10 protein-coding genes and 1 riboswitch are annotated in these 12,892 nt (G+C 45.0%); of the genes, 1 reads left to right on the top strand and 9 read right to left on the bottom strand.

Going from position 1 to position 12,892, the window contains the following annotated elements; translation table 11 throughout:
- Positions 1-247: 247 nt before the first annotated feature.
- Entirely contained in the window at positions 248-877 is a 630-nt protein-coding gene (locus tag EKM76_RS02125) for an NAD(P)-dependent oxidoreductase (protein WP_125549024.1), read from the bottom strand.
- A 168-nt stretch (positions 878-1,045) separates the two neighbouring features.
- Positions 1,046-1,252: riboswitch (THF riboswitch) on the top strand.
- A 115-nt stretch (positions 1,253-1,367) separates the two neighbouring features.
- On the opposite strand from EKM76_RS02125, the gene EKM76_RS02120 reads away from it, so the two are divergent.
- Complete coding sequence (locus tag EKM76_RS02120) at positions 1,368-1,883, top strand: folate family ECF transporter S component (protein WP_164507558.1); 516 nt, start codon at positions 1,368-1,370, stop codon at positions 1,881-1,883.
- A 139-nt stretch (positions 1,884-2,022) separates the two neighbouring features.
- Here the strand turns inward: EKM76_RS02120 and EKM76_RS02115 are convergent, their stop codons facing one another.
- From EKM76_RS02115 to EKM76_RS02080, 8 genes are all read right to left on the bottom strand, one after another.
- A complete protein-coding gene (locus tag EKM76_RS02115) occupies positions 2,023-4,296 on the bottom strand; it encodes a glycoside hydrolase family 65 protein (RefSeq protein ID WP_125549023.1) in 2,274 nt (757 codons plus the stop codon).
- Positions 4,297-4,459: 163 nt separating this feature from the next.
- Positions 4,460-6,157 (bottom strand): glycoside hydrolase family 13 protein, encoded by a 1,698-nt coding sequence (locus EKM76_RS02110; RefSeq protein ID WP_125549022.1) that lies wholly within the window; start codon positions 6,155-6,157, stop codon positions 4,460-4,462.
- 248 nt (positions 6,158-6,405) lie between these two features.
- On the bottom strand, positions 6,406-7,509 hold the full coding sequence (locus EKM76_RS02105; protein WP_125549021.1) for an ABC transporter ATP-binding protein: 1,104 nt from the start codon (positions 7,507-7,509) through the stop codon (positions 6,406-6,408).
- A gap of 88 nt (positions 7,510-7,597) precedes the next feature.
- On the bottom strand, positions 7,598-8,230 hold the full coding sequence (locus EKM76_RS02100) for a hypothetical protein (RefSeq protein ID WP_125549020.1): 633 nt from the start codon (positions 8,228-8,230) through the stop codon (positions 7,598-7,600).
- Positions 8,231-8,318: 88 nt separating this feature from the next.
- The gene (locus tag EKM76_RS02095; protein WP_125549019.1) at positions 8,319-9,131 is read right to left on the bottom strand and encodes a carbohydrate ABC transporter permease; all 813 of its coding nucleotides are present in this window, start codon (positions 9,129-9,131) and stop codon (positions 8,319-8,321) included.
- The gene (locus EKM76_RS02090; RefSeq protein WP_125549018.1) at positions 9,131-9,991 is read right to left on the bottom strand and encodes a carbohydrate ABC transporter permease; all 861 of its coding nucleotides are present in this window, start codon (positions 9,989-9,991) and stop codon (positions 9,131-9,133) included. The genes EKM76_RS02095 and EKM76_RS02090 overlap by 1 nt, the downstream gene beginning before the upstream one ends.
- Before the next feature lie 322 nt (positions 9,992-10,313).
- Positions 10,314-11,612 carry an ABC transporter substrate-binding protein gene (locus EKM76_RS02085; RefSeq protein ID WP_125549017.1) on the bottom strand — a complete coding sequence of 433 codons (1,299 nt, stop codon included), beginning with the start codon at positions 11,610-11,612 and terminating at the stop codon, positions 10,314-10,316.
- 246 nt (positions 11,613-11,858) lie between these two features.
- On the bottom strand, positions 11,859-12,869 hold the full coding sequence (locus EKM76_RS02080) for a LacI family DNA-binding transcriptional regulator (RefSeq protein WP_125549016.1): 1,011 nt from the start codon (positions 12,867-12,869) through the stop codon (positions 11,859-11,861).
- Between the last annotated feature and the right edge of the window lie 23 nt (positions 12,870-12,892).

The raw sequence follows: 12,892 nt of genomic DNA, 5'->3' as shown, positions 1-12,892 counted from the left end.
TGATCTGGTACTTTCTAGCAATCAATACAATCCCTAACGAAGAAGTGAGATAGTCTTGAACCACCTGCAGTTTAAACTGCTTAGTATATTTAGTCATAGTAAAACCCCCGGTATTGGATTCTGGTCCAATACCGGGGGTTCACTTCAGGTGACATAAGTACTATTATGTCGCAGCCTTATTTTTATTGCCGAACATTATTACTTAAACGTGTGACATAAGACAACCGTCTTACGTCACACTCTCTTTTTAGCGACTGGCTACAGTGAATCGCTGCTGAATATGCTGTGGTTTTTCAATTTCATCAACCATGGCAATAGCAAAATCGGCAAAACTGATTTCACTTTTACCAGCAGCGTTAGTTAACAAACGCTCACCACCGACTTGATAACTGCCGGTGCGCGGCGCATCAGCTAAAAAGGCGGCGGCTGGACTAAGGTACGTCCACTGTACATCAGTTACTTGCTGTAACTTGATCAGTGCCTCACCCATGTTGACCGAAGTCGGCTTCCACTCGTCTTTGAATGCTGGCGTCTCGTACAAGCGCATAGTTTGCGCGTCGTCTACATATAAGGACCCAGCGCCACCAACGACTAGCAGACGAACTGCAGTGCCGTGTAGGATGTCCACTAAATGCTGCAACGAAGTTTGATGCTGTTCTTCTTGACCAGTTGGTGCCCGAAAAGCATCGACCACTACATCAAAATCCGTTAAATCAGCAGTACGCAACGCAAATAAATCCTTGGCGAGCACCGGTAATTTCAACTTTAACTTCTCTGGATGCCGAACAATAGCTGTAACTTGATGACCCCGTTGTAGCGCTTCGCTGGTAATCAATGATCCAGCTTTACCAGTTGCGCCGATCACACCAATTTTCATAAAAAAGCCTCCTGAATTATTTATCGTAGCGCACCATTAATTCCGCTAGCCGCTATTTTCTACACGTCTAATGTACCATTTTTCCACAAGTAACCTAAAAGACTTAGCTCAGTTGATCGAAGTGACGCTAGTAATTTACGCTTACTTGACCTATAATAAAATCAAATTATCGGGGTAGGACCCAAAGCGTTAAGTGCCACCGGAACGGAATGTGAACGGTGGACGAAAAATAAACTAACCACACTGAAACGATAGGTGTAACAAGCGTATATTGCGGATTATTACTGAGCTGGTTTTTATAACTAATTTAGTGCAACCGTAGATTTTTCAACCACGCTCTAGTTTATTTGCGGTTTTAGGTCCGCATTCGCCGCACGTAACCAGTGGCTTTTGTCCGACAATCAGTTGCAGCCAGTGGTCCGTGCGGCTTTTTTTTGTGTTGCCGGCAAACTAGTTGTGACGACTATTATTTCATTCGGAGGTAATTGCCATGTTACAACATTCAAAAGCGCGCCAAATTACGTTACTCGGTATTTTGATCGCCTTGCAAACCGTTCTTGGCAGCATGTTTTCAATCCAACTTTTACTGACCAAGATTTCTTTCAGCTTCATTGTCACCGCGATAATGGCCACACTGTTTCGGCCGTTGATCACCGCTGGTAGTAGCGCCTTGGCTAACATATTGAGCTTACTGCTACTACCAAAAGCGACTTTTTTCCCTGGTTTTGTGCTGACCGCCTTTTTGACCGGCTTAGTTTTCGGTTACGCCTTTTACCACAAACCGTTGCGACTCCGTAATATATTACTGGCCAGCCTGATCGTGACCATGGTGCTGAACCTTGGACTGAATAGTTTGTGGCTACATCTGATGTACCAAACGCCATGGCTGCCGCTACTTTCTGGGCGCTTGGTGCAGGAATTGATCACCTTCCCAGTCTATAGCGTGCTACTGTCGCTGCTGTTCAACGTCAGCGTTGTGCGTCATACTATTCAGCGCTACGCCTAAAATACTTGCCAACGAAAAAGAGCGTTAGGACAATTTTTTGTCTTAACGCTCTTTTTTTATATTTGATGCGTTTTACGGAACTGGCTCGGTGATGACTTCATATTAAATTTACATGATCCAGACAAGCTATTCATCAATGTCAATCAACGAATGGTTTACCTGAGTTTAACTCAAGTTGTTGCCCATCCAAATCAATTGTCAGTGCTGATCCTGACTGTAAGTTAACGGTGGTGCCAGTTTTGGTCACTTCAATGTTTAATAGGTGGCCGCGGAAATTAATTTGGAACTGATAACTCTGCCAGTCTTGCGGGAGAAATGGAGCAAAATGGAGCTGGCCATCACGTACTCGCATCCCGGCAAAACCTTGTACAATTGCCAACCAGCTGCCGGTCATCGAGGTGATATGCAAGCCATCATTGGTATCATTATTGTAGTTGTCCAAATCTAGCCGAGCTGTGCGTTGATACATTTCCACCGCTTTGGCTTCATAATGTAGATCAGCGGCTAAGATAGCGTGGACTGATGGCGACAGACTTGATTCATGGACTGTCAGCGGTTCGTAAAAATCGAAGTTGCGCTGCTTAACTGCTGGTGAAAATTGATCGATAAAATACCAGATACCTTGTAAAACGTCGGCCTGTTTAATGTAGGGCGAGCGCAAGATTTTATCCCAGGACCAATGCTGATTGATCGGGCGTTGAGCCGCTGGAATTGCCGTTACCGGCTGAATGTCTTTGTCCAAATAAGTGTCTTGTTGTTCGAAAATGCCTAATTTTTCATCTTCTGGTAAATACATGTGGTCGATAATATCTTGCCACTGCGCCTTTTCGGCTGTGCTAACGGCTAATTTAGTCTGTTTGGCCGTAGTCGTTTTCGGTAAGCTAGCCAGTGTGTATTGTAGGGTCCAGCGCGCTAATAAATTGGTATACCAGTTGTTGTTCACGTTATTTTCATACTCGTTCGGGCCGGTGACGCCATGGATCATGTACTGTTGTTTACGTTGTGAAAAGTGGACGCGATCCGCCCAGAAGCGGGCAATGCCAACCAGCACATCGATGCCTTTTTCACGTAAGTACGTTTCGTCGCCGGTGTAGTTCGTGTAGTTATAAATTGCATAGGCGATCGTGCCGTTGCGGTGGATTTCTTCAAAGGTGATCTCCCACTCATTATGGCTTTCAATGCCGTTAAACGTCACCATTGGGAACAGTGCGCCCTGTAGTCCTTGCGCTTGGGCATTATGCACCGCGCCAGGCAATTGATTGTAGCGATATTCCAGCAGATGTTCGCTGACTGTGGTCGGTGCAACCGCCAAATATAGTGGCAATGCGAACGCTTCGGTGTCCCAATACGTGGCGCCGCCGTATTTTTCGCCAGTGAAACCTTTAGGCCCAATATTCAGGCGGTTGTCTTCACCATAATAGGTCGAAAATAATTGGAACAAATTAAAGCGAATCCCCTGCTGGGCGGCGGTGTCACCGTTAATCTTGATGTCGGCTTGTTGCCAGCGGACCGTCCAAGCTTGTTGTTGTGCGGTTTCTAGCTCGGTATAAGTCTGTTGGGCCACTTGTTGGCTGATTTTTTTGGCCGCAGCTATCAACGCCTGTTGGTCAGCGTAATCCCGCGAGGTGGTCACGATCACTCTTTTTTCAAAGTCAGTCGTGGCGCCAACTGCTAATTCGCCATTAAAACGATTGACGACTTGCTGATCTGTTTCCGGCGTGGCTTGCGGTGTTAAAGTCGTCGCGTTAGTCATGTGCAGCGCCGTGGTATAGCGTGGTGTCGCAAATGGATTGGGTTTAGTTTTGGCGACCAATAAGCCCGCGGTCATACTCTGCTGCCGCGACTTCACCTGCCAGAATTGTTCATGATAGTTGGCGTCTTGGTTATAAACGTTACCATCCAGTGCCGAATCGATTTGTAATTTAACCGGCGCTTGGCCTAAATTGCGAAAATTATAATGCAGGACGAATAATTCTTTCTGCACGATACTGACAAAGCGCGTAATAGTAATTTGCACTCGTGCCGTGCCTTTAGTGACGGTAAATTGGCGCCGCAACTCGCCATGCTGCATATCTAGATCCAGCGTGAAATCGCTGATTTGATTCTTAGCTAAGTCAACCTTTTCGTCATTCAGCCAGAAATTAACTTTTGCAAAATTAACCGCGTTGATCACCTTGCCAAAGTATTCTGGATACCCATTTTTCCACCAACCGACCACGGTGCGATCAGGAAACCAAACGCCGCCAATATAGATCCCAGCGTGGGTCGTGCCGGAATAATCCTCAGCAAACATCCCGCGCATCCCCATATAACCGTTGCCAATACTGGTCAGACTTTCCTGCAATAACTTACTTTTATCGTCTAATTGATGACTGATCAAATGCCACGGATCGACTTCAAAAATACGTTGCATACAACTGCACCTCCCTTTTTAGAGTGCCAAAAAAGGCGCTAAGATTATGGAACGTAACCTAGCTTAGACATAAGAGACACGCAGTGGCGCGCTGGCTAAGTGTAGTTACGTGGAATAATCTGCCTTTTTTTGCACGTTTTCGCTAAATCTGTTGTACAAATACTCACCCAAGCTTAGCAATCAGCGCTTCATACGGCTGTAGTGCCGCGTCTAAGCGCTGCCGTTCTGGATAATTTTGTAGCAATAATTGCGTAATTTTTTGCTCACCTAAGACAGCTTGTAGTGCTGTTGTAGCAACGATTTCTGGGCTCAAATTGGCTACGATCAACCAAACTTGACCAGCGTAAGTCCGCGTATAGGCAAATAGTTGTGGGTCATTAGACAACAATAATTGATACTCGCCAGCAGTTAGCCATTCAGCGTCGTGGCGCAGCGCAATTAGTTGTTGATAATAGTTGAAGACGGATTGGGTCTGCTGCCGATCTGTGGTCACATTGATCGTTGGAAAATTGCTGTTGATTTTGAGCCACGGCTGGCCGGTGGTAAAGCCAGCATTAGCCGAATTATCCCACTGCATCGGGGTGCGGGCGTTATCGCGACTAATTTGTTGGGCGGCGGCGAGCAGCTCAGTGGCCGTCAAACCCATTACTGCGGTGCCCAGCATTTTGGCGGTATTCGTGACTTCAATATCGTTATAATCGGCCAAGGTAAAGTTGCGGGCGTTGGTCATACCGATTTCTTCGCCTTCAAAAACATAGGGCGTGCCTTGTAATCCATGTAAAACCGTGGCAAAAGCCGTGGCGCTTTGGTAGCGGTATTGGCCATCATTGCCCCAGCGTGAAATCACGCGCGGTTGATCATGATTTTCAAAATAAAGCGTGTTCCAGCCATGATTAAACAAGCTATTCTGCCATTCACTCAGCGACTGTTTTAATTTAACCAGGTCAAATGCCAGCGAGTGAAACTTCTGCGGAAATGGTGCCATCGGGTCAGCGTCGATATCCATATGATCAAAAGTGAACACCATATTCAGTTCTTGGCGCGTTTGATCGACAAATTGGCGGGCATTACGTGCCGTGCTACCAGGCGCTTCGCCAACGCTCATCATGTCAAATGGTGCTAATACTTCACGATTCATTTCTTGCAAAAATTCGTGGAGTCGTGGACCGTTGGCATGTAAATCACCGACAACAAATTGCTCACCATTTGGCGTTGGGTAATCTGGAAAATCAGTGAATTTGGAGATTCCGGAAATGACATCCATGCGCCAGCCATCGACGCCGTGTGCTTTCCAGAAACGCATTAGATCGTATACGGCCGTACGGACCAGTGGATTTTCCCAATTTAGATCCGGTTGCTCTTTAGCGAAATAATGGAGATAATATTGTTGCCGCAGCGGTTCGTATTCCCACGCTGAACCGCCGAAGTACGAGCCCCAATTACTTGGCGCACTGCCATCAGGTTGCGGATCGCGCCAAATGTAAAAGTCGCTAAAATAATTATCACGCGACTGGCGACTTTGCTGGAACCACACGTGCTGATCCGAGGTGTGATTAGCCACTAGATCCATAATCACTTTAATGCCACGAGCATGCGCCTCATCAATTAAATGATACAGATCTGCATTGGTCCCAAAGCGCGGATCGATCACCCGATAATCACTGATATCATAACCACTATCAACCTGCGGCGAGGTATAGATTGGACTGATCCAAATTGCATCGATGCCCAACTCTTTAAGGTAATCTAATTTAGCGGTGATGCCCGGTAGATCACCGATGCCATCGCCATTACTATCGTTAAAACTCTTCGGATAAATTTGGTAAATAACAGCCTTCTGCCACCATTGCGATGTTGCCAAAATAACCCTCCTCAATTTAGAGTGGTTGAAAAAGCGTTTAGATTATGGAATAATCTGCCTTTTCAACCACGTTTAATCTAGATCCATTGTAAAAACCAATTCCCTAAATAAACCCATAGTTACAGAGCGCTTATATTTTTCTAGCACATTCGCTCTAATGGAAACGCGCTAAAAAAGACAGCTGCTTGCACCTAACTACGCTTAAGCTAGGCTAGGTTTCAGCGTCTGAGCGCCTTTTTGAGCGCTCTTTACAATATCGTCAGGTCGGTTTCGTTATCAAAGTAATGTGCCTTACTCATTTCCAGTGCCAGCTTAATGTTATCGCCGGGTTTATGGTAGTCGCGGGCGTCAACTTGGGCGATGAAATCAACCTTGCCGGTCCGTGAATACAGCATTGAGTCAGCGCCGAGTAATTCAGAGACTTGGATATTAGCGTCAATGATCGCATCGGCGAAGGTATCTAGCGCCACTTGTTCTGCGTGAATATCTTCCGGCCGAATACCCATGGTTAGCGGTTTATCAGCGTAACCTTTGTCGGCCAAGACTTTTAACTGGCCTTCCGGTACGACTACGGCCACACCATCGTCATTGATAAATTGATTGCCCACTAATTTACCAGGGAAAAAGTTCATCGCAGGTGAGCCAATGAAGCCGGCGACGAATTTATTTTTCGGCTTATTGTATAGTTCAAACGGCGTACCAATCTGCTGCACTTTACCCACATCCATGATTACGATACGATCGGCCATGGTCATGGCTTCGATTTGATCATGGGTCACGTAGATCATATTTGTGCCCAAGCGTTGATGTAATTTGGCGATTTCGGTCCGCATGTTTACGCGTAATTTAGCGTCTAAGTTGGATAATGGTTCATCGAGCAAGAACAAATTAGCTTCGCGCACGATTGCGCGACCTAGGGCCACTCGCTGCCGCTGACCACCAGATAATGCGGCTGGCTTGCGTTGTAAGAAATCATTCAAGCCTAAAATTGTTGCAGCTTCTTCAACGCGGCGTTTTGTGTCGGCCTTATCATTTTTACGAATATTCAGGCCAAATGCCATGTTGTCAAAAACCGTCATATGCGGATACAGCGCGTAATTTTGGAAAACCATGGCGATGCCGCGATCTTTCGGCGCCGCTTCATTCATGACTTTGCCGTCCATTTTGAACTCGCCTTTGGTAATTTCTTCCAGACCGGCGATCATCCGCAGAATCGTTGATTTACCGCAGCCAGATGGACCAATAAAGAAAATAAATTCGCCGTCTTTGGCATGTAAATTAAAGTCACTAACCGAATATTTATCATTACCAGAATACTTCTTGTAGATGTGTTCTAGATTAATTTCGACCATGGAAACCACCCTTTCTCATTGAGTGTCAAAATAAGCGGTTGGCTTACAGAATCCAGCGTAGCTAGTTTTTTGACACGTTTGCGTTGTCTTATAATTTCATTATTCTGATCATTAGCCAGGCACTGCCACTCATACTCAGTAAAACAATGCAAAACAGTAATGGTAATGCGGTGTTGAGTAAAAACAAGCTTAAAGTCAAAATCGTCACCACGATTAATTTAAACGGTTGCTGGAGTGCTAGTTGCAGGCCAGATACTTGACTAATACCGCTGGCGGCAACCAATAACACCGCCGCCATTAGGAAAAAGCCCAACACTAGCAGCAACGTTTGCCAGAATACTTGCTGTTGTACGACTTTTTCCGCCAGCAGCCAGACACCGATCAGAGCAGCTAATAAACTGTTTTGGCGCCAATTCTTTAGGCCGACTAGATATCCGGCAAACATTTGGCGGCCGTAACTGCTGCCTTGGTCGTGGGCCCAGGCGTGCGCTGCTTGGAAAACCGCCGCGGTCGCCGGCAGCACCAGCAACAGTAGCATCACCACAACGATCAATAGTGTGGCCAGATAGACACTGCCCAGCGGTAAACTGTGCAGCAGTAGCACCATGAATAACGCTGGCACACTTAGCAAAAACCAGATAAAGTTGATGGTCACCAGACTCAGCACCCAATTACCGACTTGCATCGCTTTTTTACCAAATTTTGTTTGTAAATTAAGCACTGTGATTGCCTCCCATCAGGTTTGTTTTTTGAAACGGGTTTAAACAGGCAGATTATGTTCCATAATCTTAGCGTCTTTTTAAAGCACTCTATTTTACTGCGCCGTCGGTTACACCTTTGATAATGTAGCGTTGGGCGAATAGGTAGAACAAAATAACTGGTAGGATCGATAACGCTAAGCCAGCTAGGGCCAGATGCCATTGCTTGGTGTACTCGCCGAAGAAATTAAACATCTGCAGCGGAATCGTGTACTGACTTTGTGGCAGCACCAGTGATGGCAACAGGTAATCGTTCCAGATCGCGATGATATTTAAAATTGCCACCGTCACTGTGATTGGGCTGAGCATTGGGAAAATAACTTTAAAGAAGGTTTGCCATTTGGTGGCGCCTTCGATTTCAGCGGCTTCATCCATCGCCATCGGAATCGAGTTGAGCGTGCCTTGATAAAGGAAAATCGATAAGCTACATTGGAAGCCTAAATACATGATCACCAGGCCGACCATATTTAACATATGAACTTTACCAAACATGGCGGTTAACGGGATCATAACCGATTGAAACGGAATCAGCATGGCTGAAATGAACAGCATCAAGATGCCGCCGCTTAGCTTACTGTGATTACGTTGCAAGGCGTACGCGCCCATTGATGAAGCGAAGATAATTAGCAGCACCCCGGCTACGGTAATGATCAGCGAGTTAGTTAAGGAGCCTAAGAAATTCAATGCCCGGAACGAATCGCCATAGTTAGCCGTGGTCGCCGGGTCAGGAAACCTGAGTACTGAGGCGAAGATCCCTTTTGGCGTTTTAAACGAGTTGACTAGGATCAGATAAAATGGGAACAGCCAGACTAACCCAATGAGCAAGCCGACAATCCCGAGCAGCCATTTGCTTGTTTTATGCATTAGAGTTTCACCTCACGTTTCCGGTTGTAATACACTTGTAATAACGAAATTGCGGCGACAATCAGGAAGAAGATCATTGACTTAGCTTCGGCCAGCGCAAAATTACCGGAGTTATAGGCGGTGTTGACGATATCCAGCGCTAACATTTGCGTGGATTTGTAGGGACCACCGTTGGTCAAGGATAAGTTCTGATCGTAAATTTTGAAGCCGTTGGAAAGGGTCAAAAACATGCAGACAGTGAAGGCTGGCGCGATCATTGGGAACGTGATCTTGGTGAAACGTTGCCATGCTGAAGCGCCATCGATTTCTGCAGCTTCGATAACTTCCTGGGGAATATTTTGTAAATAAGCAATATAAATGATCATAATGTAACCACTCATTTGCCAAACGGTAACGATGACTAAGCCCCAAAAGCCGGTTGTTTCATTGGTTAGCCAATTCTGCAACCACGAGATGTTCAGCGCGTTACCTAGTGCGGTGAAAGCCTGTGTGAAAATAAATTGCCAGATAAACCCTAAGATCAGGCCACCGATCATATTGGGCATGAAGAAGATCGTCCGCAAAAAGTTACTGGTTTTTATTTTTTGTGTGACCAATAATGCCAGACTCAGGCCGATCACATTTAACAAAATAACCGTGGTGATTACGAACCGAACAGTGAACCAAAAAGCGTTAATAAAGTCGGTATCTTGAAATAATGCGGCATAATTTTTAAAACCGACCATTTCTGTGAACGCCAGACCATCCCAATTGGTAAATGAGTAGAATAGACCCATAATTACAGGAATAATGACGACTAATGCCAACGCAACCAGCGTCGGTGTCAAAAACAGCCAAAATGAGAGACTACGATTCTTCATATTAAACGATCCCCCTTAATCTATTTGCGACAGGTCAACGATTAGAATAAAAAAGCGTCGGTCAATGGCGTGTGCCGTTCACTTAAAAGTGAGGTTCCGTCATTTACCGACACTTTAACTATTCTTTTGAAGTTTTGGTGCAACTAGCTAGTGGAAACGTGGTTGGAAAAGCTGGTTTCTGCGTCTTGCCAACTAGCTAGCGGAAACGTGGCGAAAAAGGCAGATTATTACGTATAGCTACGCTGGTCGAACGAGCCACTGCGTATCTCTTATCGCCCAGCTAGGCTATACTCCATAATCTTAGAGCCTTTTTCGAACACTCTTACTTGTTTGCTTGTTGTTCCTTCCAGCCGTCGGTTGCATTCTTAACGGTGGTTGACCAGCTTTGTTTGCCTGATAGGTACTTGGCTAAGTTTGGTTGGAACGTGTCTGGATCCCATGATGTGCCGGTGTAGGCGTTGAAGACCCAACCGAATGTTTTGTTGTCTTGCTTGTAGTCGTTAGTTGCTTGTGACAATGGGTCAGCCATTTTGACGTCACCGTAGCCTTTGTAAGCAGGTACGAATTGTAGCTTATTGACGACTGCTTTTTTACCTGCTTTAGATGTGTATAACCAGTTTAAGAAGTCTTTAGCAGCTTTTTGTTCAGCGGCGGTTGATTTGTTGTTGACCGCCCAGTAGTTAGGTACGCCAACCGGCATCTTGCCTTCGTAGCCTTTAACTGGAATTGGAATCATGCCGACATCGTTTTGCAAGAAGTCGCTATCGATTTGTTTGACTGTTGGTGCGATCCAGCTACCTTGTTGGATCATAGCAACTTTCCCTTGAGAGAACAATTTGTTAACTTGGGTCGAATAATCCATCTGTAAAACTGGTTGTGCTGAATATTTACTTTGCAGATCGATCATTTGTTTCATTTCAGCGTTGGCCTTAAATGGCATTGTCTTGGAGTTGTAGAGCTTCTTAGCGCTAAAGTCGAAATCTTGACCAATGTATAAGTTAGCTAAATGATCAGATAACGTCCAAGTTTCCTTACCCGGTAAGGCGAATACCCCATCCAAACCGAGTTCGTCCTTCATACCGTTGATTTTCTGCACTGCTGCGTCCAATTTTTCATAAGTAGTTAATGATTTAGGATCAATGCCGGCTTTGGCAAAGACTTGCTTGTTATAAACAAAACCATAACCCTCTAAGTTAAATGGCAAGCCGACTGTTTTGCCGTTAGTCTTCACTGTATCTAAGGTACCTGGTAATGCCTGTTTAACTGCCTTCATACCGGATAAATCAGCTTCGTGGGCTTTAAACGTTTCCACATCGGCTGGTCCAGCTAAACTAAAAATCGTAGGTGCGTTACCAGAAGAAATCCGCGTCTTCAATACTGGATTGTATTCAGTACCGCCACCAATTGACGTTACGGAAATCGTGACGTTTGGATGTGCCTTGTGATATTGAGCCGCAATTTCTTTAAATTCTTTATTGGCCTCGACCTTACCTTGCAGAATAGAAATTTTAACGTCTTTGTTTGCTGAACTACTGCTACTATTGCCACAAGCACCTAACGTTAAGGCTAACCCTGCCGCCATAGTTGCCACACCGATTCGTTTCCACATTTTACTGTGCATTAGAAATACCTCCCAAATTAATTGACTGATTGCGCACTGCTCCTTATTATGCAACCGGTTGCTTTTATTATCAAAAAAATACGCCCTGCTAATAATCACTCCCTACATAAATTGATCTGCCTAGTTTGAATAACAGAATCTAATTTTGCTATCCAAATAAGTGTGGTTAAAAATTGAATATTAAATAATTTCTATACTCCCATCATAAATGCAACCGCTTGCAAAATCAAGTAATAAACTTAATTTTTATTTAATATTTTTTGGTGCTGTTAAATTAACAACAGAATGACGCACAATAATCTGGTGCGGCACGATGATTGGCTGTGGCGCTTTGAGTGTCTGATCCAGCTGCAAAGCCAGTTCTGCCGCGCCTTCGCCTAACTTGACTGGAAAAACATCGATTGAAGTCAACGCCGGATGGGCTACTTGTGAGGTGAACGAATTATTAAACGAAATGATCGACATACTTTTGTGTACGATTTGCTGCAAACGTAGACCCAATAGATCATCACTGGTCACAAATGCCGTAACGGCCGGATGTTGTTGCAAAAATTGGGTCACATGTTGATTGCTGCGGGTGTAGTCAATAAAATCTTCCTGTAAACTCAGTGAATCTAATTGTTGCTGTGCCATTATTTGTTGATACCCGGCCAAGCGTTCCTTTTGCACGATCTTAGATAAATCGGTGTACAAAAAAGCAATGTGGCGATGACCACGCGCCAATAAGAAATTAGTGGCGTCAGTCCCAGCAGCGATATTATCAGTATCAATATACGGCGGTAACGCACCTGTAGACATTGCTGGCTTACCAATGACAACATAGCCAGCTTGATTTTCTTGTAGCAAAGTGACAACTGGATCGTTAATCTGCGAATATAGTAAAATAAACCGATTGATGCGTCCATGCGCCAGCATAAATTCTACGTTATCTAGCAATTGTTGCTCGGATATTCCAGTTGCAATCGCTACCATAAAATTTCGTTCAGTACTTTTAGCATTGATGCCTTGTAGCGCCTGCAGAAAAAATGGGTTATTGAAGATTTCATGGTGATCGACTGGTAAGATAACGCCAATTGTGTTGTTTTCGTTATTGGCCAAGTTTTGTGCTGAAAAATTTGGTACGTAGTTTAATTGTCGCCGAGCTGTTTCCACTTTTTTCCGAGTTTTGCCACTGATCACTGGATTGCCTCGTAGTGCGCGCGATGCTGTGGATGGTGAAACTCCAGCCAAACGAGCGACGTCACGAATTGTTGCCATATTATCACCTCTGAGTTCATATT

The organism is Loigolactobacillus zhaoyuanensis, from assembly GCF_003946385.1.
GTDB classification, from domain to species: Bacteria; Bacillota; Bacilli; order Lactobacillales; family Lactobacillaceae; genus Loigolactobacillus; species Loigolactobacillus zhaoyuanensis.
The sequence above is the reverse complement of the archived record's forward strand: the minus strand, read 5'-3'. Positions and strand labels throughout refer to the sequence as shown.

Excerpts from the sequence above, each read along its gene's own strand:
- EKM76_RS02120 (WP_164507558.1), top strand. The coding sequence starts at position 1,368 with ATGTTACAACATTCAAAAGCGCGCCAAATTACGTTACTCGGTATTTTG.
- EKM76_RS02085 (WP_125549017.1), bottom strand. The coding sequence starts at position 11,612 with ATGCACAGTAAAATGTGGAAACGAATCGGTGTGGCAACTATGGCGGCA.
- EKM76_RS02095 (WP_125549019.1), bottom strand. The coding sequence starts at position 9,131 with ATGCATAAAACAAGCAAATGGCTGCTCGGGATTGTCGGCTTGCTCATT.
- EKM76_RS02125 (WP_125549024.1), bottom strand. The coding sequence starts at position 877 with ATGAAAATTGGTGTGATCGGCGCAACTGGTAAAGCTGGATCATTGATT.
- EKM76_RS02090 (WP_125549018.1), bottom strand. The coding sequence starts at position 9,991 with ATGAAGAATCGTAGTCTCTCATTTTGGCTGTTTTTGACACCGACGCTG.
- EKM76_RS02080 (WP_125549016.1), bottom strand. The coding sequence starts at position 12,869 with ATGGCAACAATTCGTGACGTCGCTCGTTTGGCTGGAGTTTCACCATCC.
- EKM76_RS02105 (WP_125549021.1), bottom strand. The coding sequence starts at position 7,509 with ATGGTCGAAATTAATCTAGAACACATCTACAAGAAGTATTCTGGTAAT.
- EKM76_RS02115 (WP_125549023.1), bottom strand. The coding sequence starts at position 4,296 with ATGCAACGTATTTTTGAAGTCGATCCGTGGCATTTGATCAGTCATCAA.